General features: G+C 38.3%; 15 protein-coding genes. 6 read left to right on the top strand and 9 right to left on the bottom strand.

Translation table 11 applies throughout. From position 1 onward, the window contains the following. Positions 1-344 precede the first annotated feature (344 nt). Positions 345-1,457 carry a transglycosylase SLT domain-containing protein gene (locus tag ABLB96_RS16850; protein WP_348897738.1) on the top strand — a complete coding sequence of 371 codons (1,113 nt, stop codon included), beginning with the start codon at positions 345-347 and terminating at the stop codon, positions 1,455-1,457. A gap of 90 nt (positions 1,458-1,547) precedes the next feature. On the opposite strand, the gene ABLB96_RS16855 is transcribed toward ABLB96_RS16850, so the two are convergent. Both ABLB96_RS16855 and ttcA read right to left on the bottom strand, forming a co-directional pair. Continuing rightward, on the bottom strand, positions 1,548-1,934 hold the full coding sequence (locus ABLB96_RS16855) for an SCP2 sterol-binding domain-containing protein (protein WP_004699680.1): 387 nt from the start codon (positions 1,932-1,934) through the stop codon (positions 1,548-1,550). Positions 1,935-2,150: 216 nt separating this feature from the next. After that, positions 2,151-3,056 carry a tRNA 2-thiocytidine(32) synthetase TtcA gene (gene ttcA / locus ABLB96_RS16860; protein ID WP_348897739.1) on the bottom strand — a complete coding sequence of 302 codons (906 nt, stop codon included), beginning with the start codon at positions 3,054-3,056 and terminating at the stop codon, positions 2,151-2,153. 504 nt (positions 3,057-3,560) lie between these two features. Between ttcA and ABLB96_RS16865 the strand changes: the two genes are divergently transcribed. Together ABLB96_RS16865 and htpX are read left to right on the top strand one after the other, a co-directional pair. Next, the gene (locus ABLB96_RS16865) at positions 3,561-4,427 is read left to right on the top strand and encodes a lytic transglycosylase domain-containing protein (RefSeq protein ID WP_348897740.1); all 867 of its coding nucleotides are present in this window, start codon (positions 3,561-3,563) and stop codon (positions 4,425-4,427) included. Positions 4,428-4,681: 254 nt separating this feature from the next. Further along, positions 4,682-5,587 (top strand): protease HtpX, encoded by a 906-nt coding sequence (htpX, locus tag ABLB96_RS16870; RefSeq protein WP_348897741.1) that lies wholly within the window; start codon positions 4,682-4,684, stop codon positions 5,585-5,587. Between the two features lie 36 nt (positions 5,588-5,623). On the opposite strand, the gene ABLB96_RS16875 is transcribed toward htpX, so the two are convergent. Together ABLB96_RS16875 and ABLB96_RS16880 are read right to left on the bottom strand one after the other, a co-directional pair. Next, positions 5,624-6,199, bottom strand: coding sequence for a DUF4112 domain-containing protein (locus ABLB96_RS16875; protein ID WP_348897772.1), 576 nt, complete (start codon positions 6,197-6,199; stop codon positions 5,624-5,626). 72 nt (positions 6,200-6,271) lie between these two features. Beyond that, entirely contained in the window at positions 6,272-9,367 is a 3,096-nt protein-coding gene (locus ABLB96_RS16880; protein ID WP_348897742.1) for a multidrug efflux RND transporter permease subunit, read from the bottom strand. Positions 9,368-9,631: 264 nt separating this feature from the next. Between ABLB96_RS16880 and ABLB96_RS16885 the strand changes: the two genes are divergently transcribed. Beyond that, positions 9,632-10,768, top strand: coding sequence for a glycerophosphodiester phosphodiesterase (locus ABLB96_RS16885; protein ID WP_348897743.1), 1,137 nt, complete (start codon positions 9,632-9,634; stop codon positions 10,766-10,768). 44 nt (positions 10,769-10,812) lie between these two features. Here the strand turns inward: ABLB96_RS16885 and ABLB96_RS16890 are convergent, their stop codons facing one another. Next, positions 10,813-11,775 (bottom strand): MBL fold metallo-hydrolase, encoded by a 963-nt coding sequence (locus ABLB96_RS16890; RefSeq protein ID WP_348897744.1) that lies wholly within the window; start codon positions 11,773-11,775, stop codon positions 10,813-10,815. Positions 11,776-11,883: 108 nt separating this feature from the next. On the opposite strand from ABLB96_RS16890, the gene ABLB96_RS16895 reads away from it, so the two are divergent. Further along, entirely contained in the window at positions 11,884-12,258 is a 375-nt protein-coding gene (locus tag ABLB96_RS16895) for a diacylglycerol kinase (RefSeq protein ID WP_309454854.1), read from the top strand. Between the two features lie 172 nt (positions 12,259-12,430). Here the strand turns inward: ABLB96_RS16895 and groL are convergent, their stop codons facing one another. The 4 genes from groL to ABLB96_RS16915 all read right to left on the bottom strand — a co-directional run bounded on the left by groL (position 12,431) and on the right by ABLB96_RS16915 (position 16,277). Next, positions 12,431-14,065: a chaperonin GroEL gene (gene groL, locus ABLB96_RS16900; RefSeq protein ID WP_348897745.1), complete on the bottom strand. Its 1,635-nt coding sequence runs from the start codon at positions 14,063-14,065 to the stop codon at positions 12,431-12,433. A gap of 58 nt (positions 14,066-14,123) precedes the next feature. Further along, the gene (groES, locus tag ABLB96_RS16905; RefSeq protein WP_000065579.1) at positions 14,124-14,414 is read right to left on the bottom strand and encodes a co-chaperone GroES; all 291 of its coding nucleotides are present in this window, start codon (positions 14,412-14,414) and stop codon (positions 14,124-14,126) included. A 185-nt stretch (positions 14,415-14,599) separates the two neighbouring features. Then, positions 14,600-15,358: a metallophosphoesterase family protein gene (locus ABLB96_RS16910; RefSeq protein WP_348897746.1), complete on the bottom strand. Its 759-nt coding sequence runs from the start codon at positions 15,356-15,358 to the stop codon at positions 14,600-14,602. Beyond that, positions 15,339-16,277, bottom strand: a complete 939-nt coding sequence (locus tag ABLB96_RS16915) for a diacylglycerol kinase family protein (RefSeq protein ID WP_348897747.1) — start codon at positions 16,275-16,277, stop codon at positions 15,339-15,341. Before ABLB96_RS16915 ends, ABLB96_RS16910 begins: the two co-directional genes overlap by 20 nt. Before the next feature lie 390 nt (positions 16,278-16,667). Here ABLB96_RS16915 and ABLB96_RS16920 point away from each other — a divergent pair, with 390 nt between their 5' ends. Next, positions 16,668-18,500: a phosphoenolpyruvate carboxykinase (GTP) gene (locus ABLB96_RS16920; RefSeq protein WP_348897748.1), complete on the top strand. Its 1,833-nt coding sequence runs from the start codon at positions 16,668-16,670 to the stop codon at positions 18,498-18,500. The last annotated feature ends 26 nt before the right edge of the window (positions 18,501-18,526 follow it).

An 18,526-nucleotide genomic window follows, 5' to 3' on the forward strand; every position in this document is an offset into this window, starting at 1 on the left:
TGCTTACAAGATGTAGCATTTTATACCCTATTTCCTCATATCAGAAGTGTATAAATTTTCTTCCTTAATAAATTCATTTGGTTATGTTGATATATCGAATATTTAATTGTTCAAAATTTGACAATCTTTTTTTTGAATATTATGATGCGCGCATCTTAAATGTTGAGTATTTTTTAACCCAACCTGAAACTATGTAGATTTTCTACACAGTTTATTTTTTTCATTTCATGTCATTTTGAATGACGTCATGACTGCCCACCCCTTATTGAATTTATCAACTTTTAGAAGTTATGGCAGCCTATTGCCTGGCTTTTAGGGCATAAATTATCTGTAGCGGAGACAACATGCACAGTAATTCAAGTTCTGGGTCGAGGCTTGGCCTTAGCTCTTTATTTTCTTCTCTCCCGTTGAAAGTTCTTGCACTTGGCACTATGTTTTTACCCTTCCATAGTATCAATGCTGGAAAAACCCTACAGTACAATACTGTAGTAAACACAAACACATTAACAGTCGTTGCTGTAGAAAGCCCAACCACTGTTTTTAAAGAAGACCAATTTTTACATGGCTTCGGTTATGACTTGGCTCGTAACTATGCGCAAAGCTTAAATGTAAAGTTGGACTTCAAAATCGTGGCTGATAACGCCACGGCACTCAAATGGGTCCAGCAAGGTAAAGCAAACCTTGCCATGACGACCGCGAGCTTGAGCTCAATCGAGAACAAAGGTTTAATGTCTTTTTCTGCAAGTTGTGGTGACATCGTAAATTTGCAAAAAAATGGATTAAATCCTGATTTAAGCTGGGTGTTTAAACAAGCAGATGATCCCCTTACACAAACAGCTAGTGGTTTTGTTTGTCAAAGCAAGCAAAATGGTCTGACTCAACAACTGGCTTCATTTTATAACCGTAACGTTGTAAAACCCGAGTCTTGGTCTACGATTCAACGTGATTTAAGTACACGTCTACCTATTTACAAAGCCAGCTTCAAACAAAGCGCGGCAAAGTACGATTTAGATTGGCATTTGCTTGCAGCAATGAGCTACCAAGAATCGTATCTTAAGCCAGAGTCTGTTTCACCAACAGGCGTACGCGGGTTAATGATGTTAACCAACAGTACAGCTCGGGCAATGGGTGTAAGTAACCGTAGTGATCCAGCACAAAGTATTCAAGGTGGTGCGAAATATTATGATCTCATGTTAAGTGAGTATGATGATATTCCTTTCCCCGATCGTAACTGGTATGCCCTTGTGGCTTACAATATGGGTCCGGGTGCAGTCAACCAGATCCAGAAACGTTTGCAGGCTCAAGGTAAAGATCCAAACCAGTGGGTAAACCTCTACGATTATTTGCAAAGTAATAAAATGCGAAATGGTCGATACAAACAAGCGGTTCAGTATGTGACTCGTATCCGTGCTTATCTTGAGCATATTAAAACGGCGCAAACGCGAATCAATATCTAATTTTGTTATTTAAAAGTTGATAAATTCATTGTTTGTATGAATAAAAAGCTTACCTCTTGGGGTAAGCTTTTTATATAAATTCTTTTTAATTTAAGCTGTTGTTTGTTCTAAAACTTTTTTGAACAAATCTTTTTGTTCTTGGCTTGGCTTAGCTGTTTGTAAAGCCATTAACTGAGACATGTCGCCTTGAACTTTAATTTTACCAGTCATGAATGCCTGCATAGCAGCAGCCATATCAAACTCTAAGAATACTTTACGTAAAGTTTCTGCATCCATGTTTAAAGTCGTTTTGGCATTTGAAGACAAACCTTTTTGGATTTTACCCCCATCTAACGCTAATTCGGTATTTCCAGAAGCATCTGTAACTACTAAATTAATTGCCAAATTCGCAAGAGCTGGTGGCAAATTAAGATCACCTGCTTCAGCAGTTAATTTTTCGACAGTCGCAAACCAATCATCAGTTAAAAATGCAGGCATGATTCTTCCTCAAATTTATTTGTTCAATTTCTCTAGTTAGTTGTCTATCCAGACAACATCATGTGAAGCACTTCTGCTTGTGCGTTGTTATAGCATGTAATTTTAATGTTGGGCTATGACTTTTTGTACGGAACATTCATTTTTTAGTATTTTGATACATTAAAGGCACTTGTTTATAAAGTGCCTTTAATTGACTTTTTAAATCGTTTAAACGTTTTATTCAGCAGCAAAGCTTAAGTTGACTACATCTAAACGGTTTTTCAGCTCTTCTGGGTCTTTAAAGTCTAGCTCACGCTGTGAATCTAAAGCTTCAAAATCAAACAACTCACGGTCCGCTAACTGAGACGGAGACACGTTTTGTAATGCACCGAAAATACTGTGTAAGCGTTTCGGATATTGTTTATCCCACTCACGTAGCATTTCATTGAGCATGGCACGTTGTAAGTTCTCTTGTGAACCACAAAGGTTACACGGAATAATTGGGAACTGGCGCAGCTCTGCATATTTGATAATGTCTTTTTCTTCGACATAGGCCAAAGGACGAATCAAAATATTTTTCTTATCTGACGATAAAAGTTTAGGTGGCATTGCTTTTAAGCTACCGCCATGGAATAGGTTCAAGAAAAAGGTTGCAAGAATATCGTCACGGTGATGACCCAAAGCAACTTTAGTTGCGCCAATTTCTTGAGCGAAGCCATAAAGCGAACCACGGCGCAAGCGTGAACATACTGCACAGTATGTTTTACCTTCTGGTGTTAAACGCTTGGTAATGGTGTAAGTGTCTTTTTCCAAAATGTAATATGGAATGTTATTTTCTTCCATATAACGTGGTAAGACATCTTCTGGAAAACCTGGCTGCTTTTGGTCAAGGTTAACCGCAACAATATCAAAGTTGATCGGTGCGATACGTTTGAACTGCAACAAAATGTCGAGCAAGGTATAACTGTCTTTACCACCAGACACACACACCATGACCTTATCGCCATCTTCAATCATCTTGAAGTCACGAATAGCATGTCCAACTTGACGGCGAAGCTTCTTAAGCAAACGATAATAGACCGAGCTTGTTGGAAGTTCAGGCTTAAAATTAAATCCTTCGTTGGACTCAACTGGCGCGTACATAGACGAGATATACCCATAAATAAAAATACCGCGCAATTTTATATGATTCGGACGGGAATCGCATCAAAAGAATAGTTTCAATTCTTGAAGTCGTCATAATGCTCATGCATGATGCAAAAGCCGTGTTCAATTTTGACCGATGAGTTCATTTTTTGTGCAAAACGCTTACTTTTTGGACTTTTCCACAGTTTTCCACAAAACCTGTGGATAAAATTGTGGATTTCTTCATACTTGACAAACTGTTTTCACCTTCTGTTAAGGGTTTTATTTAAATTGATCATTTTTTAACCAATGATTTTTACCTTTAATTTTCAAATAGTTATTCAAGTCAATAGAATCATTTTAAAATTTTTTTTTAATTTTTTTTGATGATGATTCGAACAAAACAGCTTGATTTTTTAAAACAGCCAAAATAAAAAAAATTACACAAAACTTCTTTCTTTAATATTTTTTGATAAACTCTTTGACAAGTTTCGAATACCTTAAAACTGTGAATAATATAAAATGAAAAATTCGGTTCAATATCTTTTTTCTTGTTTACTGGGGATGACCACTTTTTCGGTAGGTATAACGCCGACTTTTGCGGGTCAGATGTACGTTTATCAAGACAAAAATGGCAGTACATTACTAACCAACCGTAAAAGTTATGATCATTCATTAAAGAAAGTAAAAGTGACTTACTATCCCGATAGTAATATTCACAGCTATACAAACTGGGGAGCTTCTGAAGCTTCAGTTCTGCCTAGCTATAATAAAAATAAAAATGCGTTTGACCATATTATTAGACAAGCAGCACAACAGCATGGGGTATCCGAAGGTTTAATTAAGGCGGTCATGCATACTGAATCTGGGTTTAATGTGAATGCTCACTCTCCAGTCGGTGCTCAAGGTCTAATGCAGCTGATGCCAGCAACTGCCCGTCGCTTTAACGTATCTAACGCTTATGATCCTCAGCAAAATATCTTTGCTGGTGCGAAATATCTAGGTTGGTTGCTCAAGCGTTTTAATGGCAATACGCAAATGGCGCTTGCAGCTTATAATGCTGGTGAAGGTAACGTGGATAAATATGGCGGCATTCCCCCATTCCGTGAAACCCAAGATTATGTTCGCCGCGTAACCAGTCGATATCAAAATTTATATTCTTCTGGGGTAAGCCTTTCATCGTTTAGTAACTCAAATATTTCTACTCAAGCTTTAAATCCCCCTGAGTTGCCACAAGCCACCACACCTCAACAAGTATCGGCTAAACCTGTTAAATACTCTTCTGCACGTCAAATCGTGACATTGTCAGATGGTACCTATACAGATGCACCTACAGGAACTTATGTCACCAATAACGCAACCGCTATTGCGCATATTCGGATTGAGTAAAGCTAAAAATGTCATGCATTCGGATTACTTTTTTAGCCCCCCCTTTGTCTAAAATTGTAATGATCTATTACCCCACCGTAGGGTTTAGACGAGTAGCGTAAATAACTTGTTTAATTTAAATACGTTCTGATACTCGCAAGAATGTATCGATTCCTTATTTTTTTCTTGAATTTTTCCCCTAAGCGCCGCATATTAGCTGAATGATTTATAATTTATAAATCAGATAATATTTTAGTTATAAGAGGATTTTCTCAATGATGCGGATTGGTTTGTTTTTGCTTACCAACCTCGCGGTACTGGTTGTAGCTGGCATTATTTTGTCACTCTTCGGTGTCGGTAGTTACCATGGCGCGGGTGGCTTAAAACTAGGCAACCTTTTAGTGATCTGTTTTGTGTTTGGTATGGTGGGCTCTTTAGTCTCGCTATTCATGTCAAAATGGATGGCTAAGAAAACTACCGGTACAGAACTGATTGACCCAAATGCTCCTCGTAACCAAGCTGAAAGCTGGTTATTGCAAACAGTCGCTGAACTTTCTCAACGTGCTGGTATTAACATGCCAGAAGTTGGTATCTTCCCATCATATCAGTCTAATGCGTTTGCAACAGGCTGGAATAAAAATGATGCCTTAGTTTCCGTTTCATCCGGTCTACTTGAGCGTATGAACAAAGATGAGCTACGTGCAGTGCTTGCGCACGAGATTGGTCACGTTGCAAATGGTGACATGGTCACATTGGCACTCATCCAAGGTGTAGTGAACGCCTTTGTTATGTTCTTCGCTCGTGTTGTGGGTGACTTTATTGACCGTAATGTTTTTGGTCGTCAAGATGATCAAGCACCTGGTATGGGTTACTTCCTCATTACCATGGTTTTAGATATCGTATTCGGTATTCTTGCTTCTGCTATTGTCATGTGGTTCTCTCGTTACCGTGAATACCGTGCTGATGAAGCCGGTGCACGTTTAGCTGGTAAACAAGCAATGATTTCTGCTCTATTACGTTTACAAGCTGAATCAGAGTTACCAGACCAAATGCCAAAAGAAATGAAAGCATTCGCAATTGCGGAAGGTAAAGAACAAGGCTTTAGTTTAGCTGCTTTGTTCCAAACTCACCCTACAATTGAACAGCGTGTTGCGGCTCTACATCAGTTAGATTGCCCATAAGACGCTTAAAAAAGCCTCCACTTGGAGGCTTTTTTATTAGGTTGAGTGGAACAGTCCCCACAGAAAACTGATCCCCCACCACATCGCAAAACCAATAAGAATAAGCACAAATAATCCGAGTAAATCGGGTATATGTAACCATAACCAACTCACAACAGGGTTACGCCAAAATGCGGACTGTTGTTGCTTCTTTTCCAGTTTCTCGTGTAAATAAGGATGAATGACATGAATATCACTCTGGATCGCATATTCTTCACGTATATGGGCATGAACCACCTCTAACGCTTTTCTGCTCGGGCGTATAAAAATATCGAAAATAGTTCCTGCTACTGGAACACATCCAACGACAGCATCGACTATAGCCAATTTGATTACTGGGGTTAATTTATGCTGGGGCACGCCAATTTGCTTGGCTTTATATATGGCGTAGCACGTTAGAACAAAACCTGCTACATCACCTGCAATTGGAATAGTACTTAAGGCAGCATCAGCGCCAATACCCTGCTTTGTAAAAGGAATACGGACGGCACTATCCATCATGGTGGCGAACTTGGCAAGGTCTCGTTCTAGTGCGATGACCTGCTGCTGTGTTAATTTTTTTTCTTGAGGCATCTCAATCAAATATATTAAGAGAAGTTAATCTTAATATACGTGATTTAATGCCTGTTTTTAAATTGTTTGCTTTTAACTTGAAACTTTCGATTTAAACAGTGAGCGTAATAACACATACATGACTGGAATAAAGAATAAAACTAGCACTGTACCAAACATTACACCCCCTAAAATACTAATACCAATTTCTTGACGGCTAACCGCACCAGCGCCTTGTGCAAACACAAGTGGAATGACACCAGCACCAAATGCTAAAGAAGTCATTAGAATCGGTCTTAATCGCAAGCTCGCACCTTCTAAAGCGGCCTGAATAGCATTCTTTCCTTTCTCTTGAGCCAATGCAGCGAACTCAACAATTAAAATTGCGTTTTTACATGACAACCCAATCGTGGTTAGAAGCGCAATTTGGAAATAGACATCATTAGGCAAACCAAAAATATAAGAGAAAATGACACTTCCCCCTACCCCTAACGGGATAGAAGTCATTACAGCAGCCGGAATACTTAAGCTCTCATATAAAGCTGCTAAACATAAGAAAATGAAACCTGCTGAAATGAGATATAACCATACAGCCTGATTCGTCGACTTTTGTTCCTCAAAAGACAAACCAGTCCATGCTAAGCCAATATCTTTTTGTTGGTTCACAAGTTGCTCAACATCTTTCATCGCCTGACCTGAACTACTGCTACTCGCTACATCTGCTTGTAGCTGTAAAGCACTATAGCCCATATAGCGTTTGACAATTTCAGGAGCTCCGCCCCAACTGAGGTTAGCAAATGAGCTAAAAGGAACCATTTCATTTTGGCTATTGCGCACAGACCAGTTATATAAATCTTCAGGTTTAGATCTGAACTCGGCATCACCTTGAATCATGACGCGTTTAATACGCCCGCGATCAATAAAGTCATTTACATAAGTTCCGCCCCAAGCACTCGACAAAGTATTATTAATAGCTGATAACTCTAGTCCATTTGCCAAAGCCTGTTTCTGGTCAATCTTGATATTTAGATTTGCCTTGCTGTTGGTAGACTGTTTATCAAAGTTTTCAAAAGTGGAATAGTTTTTACTTTGTGTTTGTAACTGACGGAACATGCCATCAAGGAAATTTTGTCCTTGCCCATTTAAGTCTTGAATCCAGAAGTCCAATCCATCAGTCTGCCCCAAACCATTGACCGATGGTGGTAAAGTCACATTAATCTGGGCGTTATTAAACTGACTGAAATATTTCATTGCCCGCTTTTGTATAGCGTCTGCCGAATTCTCTTTTCCTGTACGTACATCCCACGGTTTTAAAGCAATAAAACCTTGTGCTAAGTTTTGCCCTGTACCCGCATTATTTCGGCCATAACGGATTAAAACTAAATTCACGTTTTTATCTTCTTGAGTCAGAAAATATTGGCGGACTTGCTCACCAATTTTTTTACTCTGAGACATTGGTGCACTGTCTACAAGCTTAATTTGAACACTTAAAATGCCCTGATCTTCTTTAGGAATAAATCCACTTTTTAAACCGCTATAGAACAGCGCAAAAACTGCAATCAGCGCCACAAAAATCACAATAACTGATTTGCTGTAGTGAATACTCGTCTGCACAATCTTGATATATTGATTTTTAAGTTGATCAATTTTTTGATTAAACCAAATAGCCCAGCGCATAGGTTCAGGGTTAGGTTTTAAGATTAATGCGCATAAAGCAGGTGTTAAGACCAATGCAACAATGAGCGATAGCGACATAGCTGCAACTAAGGTAATGGAAAACTGGCGGTAAATAACGCCAATTGATCCACCTAAAAAGGACATTGGAATAAAAACAGCAGTTAAAACCAAGGTAATCCCGATCAAAGCACCACTAATTTCACTCATCGATTCAATAGCGGCTTCTTTCGGAGTTAAATGCTGTTCATGCATAAGCCGTTCAACGTTTTCCACGACCACAATGGCATCATCAACTAGCAAGCCAATAGCAAGTACCAGTGCAAATAACGTTAATGTATTAATACTAAAGCCGAGCACATATAAAACGCCAAAAGTTCCCAAAATCACCACTGGAACGGTAATACTCGGAATGAGTGTCGCGCGCCAGCTTTGTAAAAACAGGAACATCACCAAAATAACCAAAATAATGGCTTCAATGAGGGTCTTTACAACTTCTTTAATTGACTCTTGAACAAACGGCGTATTATCTCGTGGATAAACGATTTTATAGCCGGCTGGTAGTTTAGTTGAAAGCTGATCTAGGGTTTGATGGATGAGTTTAGAGGTTTGAATCGCATTGGCGCCTGAAGATAACGAAATACTCACACCTGCAGCAGGATAACCATTAATCGTATTTAAAAATTGATAGTTTTCAGCCCCTAGCTCAACTCTAGCAATATCTTTTAAATAAACATAACCTGCCGTTTTATTTGACTTTACAACTATATTTTGGAAGTCCTCGACTGTTTTGAGTCGAGAACCCGCGGTCACTTTTGTATTTAAATATTGCCCATCAATAACGGGTAAATCACCAATTGCACCTGCGGCAACTTGGGTATTTTGAGCTGTGATTGCATTCGCAACATCACTTGGCATTAAATTATATTGCTTTAACTTCTCTGGATTTAGCCAAATACGCATCGCATATTGCGAACCGAATATATCAGTTTCACCCACCCCATCAATACGATTCAGGTTATCTACCACATGTGTAGTTAAATAGTCTGACAGCTCAATGTTTCCTGTTTTACCAGTCGAGTCATATAAGCCGATTACCATAAAAGTATCGCCTAAAGACTTGGTAACGGTGACACCCTGACGCTGAACTTCATCCGGTAAACGGCGTATGACACCACTAATGCTATTTTGTACTTGTACCTGAGCGGTATCTGGGTTTGTTCCGTTATCAAAGCTAATGGTAATTCGGCTACGCCCAGATGAATCACTTGATGAACTAAAATAAAGTAAGTGATCAATCCCTTGGATTTGCTGCTCTAAAATTTGAGTAACACTTTGCTCAACAGTTTGTGCATCTGCACCACTATAGTTGGCAGACACTGTAATTTTCGGAGGTGCAATATCGGGATACCGCTCTACGGGCAAATGCATCACCGAAAATATACCGAAAGCCATAACAATGATTGCCAAAACATTGGCAAAAATGGGACGCTGAATAAAAAATTTAGATAGCATGGCTGCTCGGTATGATGTCGTTAACTAACAGGAATAAATGCCGCGTTGAGGCCTAGTGATCATCAACGAGCAGTCTAAAAAAGACAAGTAGAATTAGAACAATAAATGTAATTAAGACAAAAACAAAGGGTGATATACCATTTCCAACAAACCAATAAAAAACCAGTTAAATAGTGTCACTGAAAATTCATGAATTCTTCATGATCATGTCAAACTAAAACACCAGACTTGAGGTGTATTAACTAAAACAATATGGGTAGAATTATGTTTAAAAAAGCACTTTTATGCTTAAGTTTAATAAGTCTAGTTGGTTGTAATGATGATAAAACTGAAACCACACCAACTACACCAGAATATCAATATCCTAAAATTTTAGTAATAGGACACCGCGGTGCTAGCGCTTTACGTCCTGAACATACCTTAGCTTCATATCAAAAAGCCATTGATGATGGTGCTGACTTTATTGAACCTGATCTAGTTTCAACAAAAGATGGCGTATTGGTTACGCGTCATGAAAATGAAATTGGTGGTACAACCAATATAAGTACCCTCACCCAATTTGCTGATCGTAAAACCACAAAAAATATTGATGGCTTAAACTTAACAGGTTGGTTCACAGAAGACTTCACTTTAAATGAATTACAACAAGTTAAAGCACGTGAGCGCATTCCTGAGTTCCGACCAGCAAACACCGCTTATAATGATCTCTATTCAATTCCAACACTCGAACAAGTCATTGAACTCGCCGAAGCAAATTATAAAAAAACCGGAAAAATTATTGGTTTATATATTGAAACCAAACATCCGACTTATTTTAAAAATAAAAATTTGGCTATGGAAGACACACTTCTTAAAACTCTTGCCAAGTATCAATACACTCGCGATATCGCACCTATCTATTTGCAGTCATTTGAAGTCAGCAATTTAAAATATTTAAAAGATCAACTTGATCTACATAAGACACTTAAACATGCGCAAATCATTCAGTTATATGATGCAAAAACATCTCGACCAGCCGACTTTGTTGAATCTGGTGTGTCTAAAACATATGGTGATTTAGCTACAGCACAAAGCTTAAAAGATGTTGCCAAATATGCAAATGGCGTAGGCCCAAGCAAAAACTACATTCTTAATTTCAATAATGATGGTTCAGTACAAACCACTTCATTTATTACCGATGCACATGCCGCTGGCTTAAAAGTACATCCTTATACTTTCCGCCCAGAAAACAACTTTTTACCACAACCTTTAAAATGTAGCGATAAACCTGCCGAGCGTTGCCCAACAGGTGCTCTAAAAGAGTTTGAAGCATATTTTAAAGCAGGTGTAGATGGTGTCTTTACCGATGACCCAGCACTTGGCCGTCAAGCTGTGACTAATTTTGAGAAAGTAGCAAAATAATTAAATACTTAATAAAAAAATGGGGCATTGAATGCCCCATTTTTTTACTTCTCAAGACTGTTATTAAAATATAAAGGAATCCACTGATATTGCTCGGTATTCACTTTATACACATGACCAATGCCTGGAAATGGTAAGTGTGGAGCAGCTACCCATTGCTGCTTATTTGAAATTTCAGCAAACATTTTCAAACGGGTATTAATTGCCTGCTCAGAATTTACGTCAAAGTCAACTCCGGTTTTTGGAGCATCAAACTGTAAAGAATGTGAGTGAACAATATCTCCAACAAAGACAATCTGTTGACCCTTGCTCTTTAAACGGAAGCTATGGTGACCCGGTGTATGCCCTTGTGTGTTGATCACTTCAAAGCCTTGAATAACATCACCGTCTTTAAATGTTTTAAATGCTTTTTTCGCTTCATATGGTGCAAGTGCAGCTTTTATATTTTTAACAGTACCTAAATAATTTTCTTTTTGATTTGCTGGTACTGTTTTTTCAGATGCCGGATTCAACCAATAATCTGCTTCACGTTCATGTGCATAAATAGTTGCATTTGGAAATACAGCTTTTCCATCTTTAGCAATTCCACAAACATGGTCTGGGTGCAAATGTGTCAATAAAACCGTTTTCACCTTCGCAAGTTGGTAGCCTGCCAGTTCAAGATTTTTAGCGATTGAGCCAAGTTGTGGACCAAAACAGCTTGAAGCACCACTATCAACAAGCGTCAAACTTTTGCCGTCATCTACTAAAAATGCATTTACAGAAGTCTGAATGCCCTTCTCATTAACAGCAGCATATTTCGTTAAAATTTTAGTCTTCTCAGCCTGACTTAAATTTTTAAATAATTTAGGGTCTAAATAAATGGTGCCATCAAGTAAAGAGGTGATGCGATAATTACCAAATTGATGCTTATAATATCCGGGTACTTGCTGAGCTGAAGCTGGCTCTGCATAGCTTACATGCAAACCACCCATGACAAGTCCTAAGGCTACAAATAGTTTTTTCATCTCTTGTTCTCTATCAAGTTATAAAGTCAAAATCTTTTAAGAAAGATTTAATATTTTTTTTAAAGGCCGCGTTATATAATGCATGAAAAGTGTTAAAAATATAAGTGAATGGACAGTTATTCTCCCTACAAAGGCAAAAGCGGACTAAAGCGCATCTTGAATGCGACAGGTTATTCAATTTCAGGATTTAAGGCAGCTTATAAAAATGAAGCCGCTTTCCGGCAAATTGTTTTAATTAATGTTGTGCTTATCCCGACTAGCTTTTTCCTAGATGTGACTCGTGGTGAACATGCACTTATGATCGTTGTATGTTTATTTGCAATTATTGTAGAGCTATTCAACTCTGCGATTGAGGCAGTAGTTGACCGCGTATCACTTGAAAAACATCAACTCTCTAAAAATGCAAAAGATATGGGAAGTGCTGCTCAATTTGTTGCACTTTCTATTATTGCAGTTACGTGGCTTATTATTTTATTAGGCTAAAAAAAACCATGCTTATAAAAGGATAAGCATGGTGTAACAAAAAAGAGGAACTACAGCTACTGTTCCTGACTATAAGTTTAAGAATATCAACTTAACTTTTTCTTAATTTATATAAGAAATAAAAAAATCCCTGCAAATGCAGGGATTTTTTTATTTAGACGTTGATGTTGAATTACATCATGCCGCCCATTCCACCCATACCGCCCATGTCTGGAGCAGCTGGTTTGTCTTCTGGAATGTCAGTAATCATACATTCTGTAGTTAACATCAAGCCCGCAACAGAAGCAGCGTGCTCAAGTGCAGAACGAGTTACTTTAGCAGGGTCAAGAATACCCATTTCTAACATATCGCCATATTCGCCAGTCGCAGCGTTATAACCGAAGTTACCTTCACCAGCTTTAACTGCATTGATCACTACAGATGGCTCATCACCAGCATTTGAAACGATTTGACGAAGTGGAGCTTCGATCGCACGGCGTAAAATATTGATACCCGCTGTTTGATCTTCGTTAGCACCTTTCAAGCCGTCAAGAACGTTTACAGCACGTACAAGCGCAACACCACCACCAGCAACAACACCTTCTTCAACTGCTGCACGAGTTGCGTGAAGAGCGTCATCTACGCGGTCTTTCTTCTCTTTCATTTCAACTTCAGTCGCTGCACCGATTTTAATTACAGCAACACCGCCTGCCAATTTAGCAACGCGTTCTTGTAATTTTTCACGGTCATATTCTGAAGTAGATTCTTCAATTTGAGCACGGATTTGCTGAACACGCTCAGCGATAGCAGCAGCATCACCAGCACCGTCAACAATAACTGTGTTTTCTTTAGAAACAGTGATTTTGTGCGCTGTACCTAAATCTTGAAGAGTTGCTTGTTCTAAAGACATACCAACTTCTTCAGAAATAACAGTTGCACCAGTTAAGATCGCGATGTCTTGAAGCATAGCTTTACGACGGTCACCGAAACCAGGAGCTTTAACAGCACATACTTTGATAATACCGCGCATGTTGTTTACAACAAGTGTAGCAAGCGCTTCACCTTCAACATCTTCAGCGATAATAAGAAGTGGTTTACCAGTTTTAGCAACAGCTTCTAAAACAGAAATCAATTCACGAATGTTGCCAATTTTTTTGTCAACAAGAAGAATGAATGGGTTTTCAAGTTCAGCAGTCAAAGTATCTTGCTTGTTTGCAAAGTACGGAGAGATATAACCACGGTCAAACTGCATACCTTCTACAACGTCTAATGCGTCTTCGAAGCCAGAACCTTCTTCTACAGTGATTACGCCTTCTTTACCTACTTTTTCCATTGCTTGAGCAATAAGTTTACCAACAGTAGTGTCAGAGTTAGCAGAAATTGAACCTACTTGTTCAATTGCTTTGAAATCATCAGCTGGCTTAGCAATAGAACGGATATTTTCAACTACAGTTTTTACTGCAATGTCGATACCGCGTTTCAAGTCCATTGGGTTCATACCAGCAGTTACTGATTTGATCCCTTCGTTTAAAATTGCTTGAGCAAGTACAGTTGCAGTTGTTGTACCGTCACCTGCGATGTCGTTAGTTTTGCTTGAAACTTCACGAACAAGTTGAGCACCCATGTTTTCAAACTTGTCTTTTAATGCAATTTCTTTTGCAACAGTTACACCGTCTTTAGTGATGTGCGGCGCACCAAAAGAACGGTCGATTACAACGTTACGGCCTTTAGGACCTAAAGTTACTTTAACCGCATCTGCAAGTACGTTTACGCCTGCAATCATTTTTGAGCGAGCTGAATCACCAAATTTTACGTCTTTAGCTGACATATTAAACTCCGAATCTTTTTAAATACTGAATCTGATAATGAATTGAGTTATGGATCGATTAGCCTTCTAATACAGCTAAGATGTCTGACTCTTTCATGATTAAGAGTTCTTCACCATTTACTTTAACTGTTGTACCTGCATAAGTACCGAATAACACCTTGTCACCAACTTTAACATCCAAAGCACGTACACCGTTATCAGTGATTTGACCATTACCTACTGCAATTACTTCACCTTGAGATGGTTTTTCAGCAGCAGAACCTGGCAATAAAATACCACCAGCAGTTTTGGTTTCTTCTTCTACACGACGAATCACAACGCGATCATGTAATGGACGAATGTTGCTCATAGTTAACTCCATCAGACTTAGTCTTTTTGATTAATTGTTATTGCTTTAATCCAGAGCAATAACAAAATATTTAGATGACACTTTTGTGGGGATGAAAAAAATGCCTTCAAGGGGAAATAAGAAAAATTTTCTTCTTTTTTGAATATTTTTTAAACAATCAAATATTTAATCTCATCTAAACCAAATCAATATAAGGTGAATTCAGCCAACTGTTCATTGAACCTATAATGCTGAATCTTTCCTGTATTGGAAACCGTGTTAAAGCTATTTGGATTATGGTGATATAAACGAGTAGAAGTCGCTGTACCGGCATGAATATCATAAATAGGATGATCTATGTTCAAATGATAGATCTGGGTTAAATCATATATAGCCGTTTTGTGGAGATGCCCATGCAGCATTCCAAATAGTCCCGTTGTACTCCACTTTTCTAAAGCGATTTTTCCTAAAATCGGACAATCCCTTGTTCCATGTTTATTATCTGGAGATGTATAAAAAGGTTGATGGAAAACCACCAATTTTATTTTGTCTTTCGGTCCCTTCTGTAAACGTTCATACGTATCTTGAATTTGTTCAATCGAGATATGCCCACGTGTGTGATAGCGGCGGCGTATACTGTTCACCCCAACAATATAAAAATGTTCAGTTTCTAAAGTCGGCTCTAGTTCACCAAAAAAATATCGATATCGGTTAAATGGAGAAAAAAAACGATTCCAGACATGATACAAAGGAATGTCATGATTTCCTGGTACAACAAGATAAGGAATATTAAGGCTATCTAAAAACTGTCGACATTTAAAAAATTGTTGATATCTGGCACGTTGGGTAATATCTCCACTCACAACAATCACTTCAGGCTGTTGCTGGGTACAAAAATGTCTAATTGCCTCTAAACACTCTTGTTTTTCTGTCCCAAAGTGTAAATCAGACAGCTGTAATAACATTCGGCACCATAATATTTAAAGCATTTTTCTCTACAGTGAAATTTAAAGGTGTTTTCATCTCTATTATTTCACCATCTAAGGCAACAGTAAGTTTCGATTTTTTTGAACACTCAACAATGACATGATCTGCACAAAAGCTATAGACATCTTTTGCATCTTCAACGTTGCCCTGAACCCATTGCCAAAGCATATTTAACAAACTCAGCTTATCACTTTTTGTAATGACTACTCCCGCTACTCTTCCCTGTGCTGCACATTCTGCAATTCTTAACTTCATATCACATAGTTGCAATTGGTTATTACCGAAAAAAATTAAAGGCGCTTTAACCGGATATTTTTTCCCATCTACCGTAATCGACAGTTTCATTGCTTTATTGTCTCTTAATAAAACATCCAAAGCCGAGGTATAGGCATGTAAAGGTAATCTTCCTAAATATTTATTGTAGAGTTCGCGCTTTTTAATAAAAAGTGGATATAGCCCTAGGCTCGCATTATTTAGATAAATATGATCATTGATTGCTGCCACATGCACTGACCGAGGTGTACCTGTAGCAATAATTTCTGCGGCTTCTAAAAGATCTAGCGGAATATCTAAAACTTTAGCGACATAATTAAAAGTCCCTAAAGGCAAAATTCCCATTGGAATAGAAGTATTTTTAAGCTTAGATGCAACAGCATTTAAGGTGCCATCTCCACCTGCTGCAACAATAACCCCTATATTTTCATTTTTTGAATGTCGATGAATCACGTTATTCATCAAGTCATCAAACAATGTATTTTCATTTAATTCAAATACTTGTATTTCAAAACCATGTTCTGTGAATACAGTCATCAGTTGCTCGTAAACATCTTCATGTTTTGAAGCATGAAATCCTGATTTTTCGTTATAGATGATCGAAAGAGGTTTCAAAGGCCGCATTTTATTATCGTAAAGTGGGATATTTATTCTATTTTGTACATAAAACCACCTATTAAAAGTCTCTTTATGTAAATTTTGAATGAACTTGATTTGTTTAATCAATAATAATTCTCAAGAAAAATTTAAGAACTAATTTATTGATTTTTAATAAAATAATTTAAATAAATAACACACATACAACATAAAAATATAAAAGTAAAAAGCTTATATAAAACTCTAACCAAATGATTTTAATTAAAAAATGATCGGAATTCCAAATATCTAATAGTTAGTCTTTAGTCTTATTTTTTTTATGATTTTATGCTTTAATACAGCCACTTTTTTATTTGATCTTTCATTGTACCCCAATGAATGACTTGTACGTTGTACATATTTTGAATAGGCCTCACCATGACCACAGTGAACGCACCAGAATTCGTTCGTCATCCTAAGCTTATAGCATGGGTTGAAGAAATTGCAAACTTAACCAAACCAGCAAAAATCGAATGGTGTGACGGAAGCGAAGAAGAATCTCAACGTCTAATCGACTTGATGATCGCTAACGGCACCATGCAGAAATTAAACCAAGAAAAACATCCTGGTTCTTATCTTGCAAATTCTGACCCATCTGACGTTGCGCGTGTTGAAGATCGTACTTACATCTGCTCTCAAAATAAAGAAGATGCTGGTGCGACAAACAACTGGGAAGCTCCAGCTGTTATGCGTGAAAAGTTAAATGGTTTATTTGAAGGTTCAATGAAAGGCCGTACTATGTACGTTGTTCCTTTCTCTATGGGTCCTTTAGGTAGCCACATTGCTCATATCGGTATCGAGTTAACTGACTCTCCTTACGTTGCTGTTAGCATGCGCAAAATGGCACGTATGGGTAAAGCAGTTTATGACGTATTAGGTACAGACGGCGAATTCGTTCCTTGCGTACATACAGTAGGTGCACCACTTGCTGAAGGTCAAAAAGATGTTGCTTGGCCTTGTAATCCTGAGAAATATATCGTTCATTACCCAGAGACTCGTGAAATCTGGTCTTTCGGTTCTGGTTACGGCGGTAACGCATTACTTGGTAAAAAATGTTTAGCTCTTCGTATCGCTTCTGTCATGGGACGCGAACAAGGTTGGTTAGCTGAACACATGCTTATTCTTGGTGTAACTAACCCACAAGGTGAAAAACACTACATCGCTGCTGCATTCCCATCTGCATGCGGTAAAACAAACTTTGCAATGTTAATTCCACCAGCAGGTTATGAAGGTTGGAAAATCGAAACTGTAGGTGACGATATTGCTTGGATCAAACCAGGTGAAGACGGCCGCTTATACGCGATTAACCCTGAAGCTGGTTTCTTCGGTGTAGCTCCTGGTACAAATACCAAAACTAACCCGAACTGTATGGCAACTCTTCATAAAGACGTTATCTATACAAACGTAGCGGTAACTGAAGATGGTCAAGTATGGTGGGAAGGTCTTTCTAAAGAAGTTCCAACAAACTTAACGAACTGGAAAGGTCAACCTCACGTAAACGGCGAAAAAGCAGCACATCCAAATGCTCGTTTCACTGTTGCAGCAGGTCAATGTCCATCTATCGATGCTGATTGGGAAAACCCAGCGGGTGTTCCAATTTCTGCATTCATCTTTGGTGGTCGTCGTGCAGATACAGTTCCTTTAGTTTCTGAAGCTTTTGACTGGGTTGACGGTGTATATAAAGCTGCAACTATGGGTTCTGAAACTACTGCTGCTGCTGTTGGTCAACAAGGTATCGTTCGTCGTGACCCATTTGCGATGCTTCCATTTGCTGGCTACAACATGGCTGACTACTTCGACCACTGGTTAAGTCTTGGTGCAAAAGTAAGTACAAAAGCTGAAGCTTCTGGTAATAAATTACCAAAAATCTTTAATGTAAACTGGTTCCGTCGTGATGCTGAAGGCAACTTCGTATGGCCTGGTTTCGGTCAAAACATGCGTGTTCTTGAGTGGATCATTGACCGTTGTGAAGGTCGTGCGAACGCTGTTGAAACACCAATCGGTCTTGTTCCAACATATGACGACTTGAACTGGGAAGGTACTGAATTCTCTAAAGAAGAATTTGACCTAATCACAGCTCAAGACAAAGATCAGTGGATTACTGAGATTGAAAGCCACACTGATTTATTTAATAAACTCGGTGATCGCTTACCGAAAGCATTAAAAGAACGTCAAGCAGCTTTACTTGAAGCTGTAAAAACTGGCTTCTAATTGCTAAATATAAAAAAGGTCGCCAT

It is taken from the genome of Acinetobacter sp. XH1741, from assembly GCF_041021895.1.
Lineage (GTDB): Bacteria > Pseudomonadota > Gammaproteobacteria > Pseudomonadales > Moraxellaceae > Acinetobacter.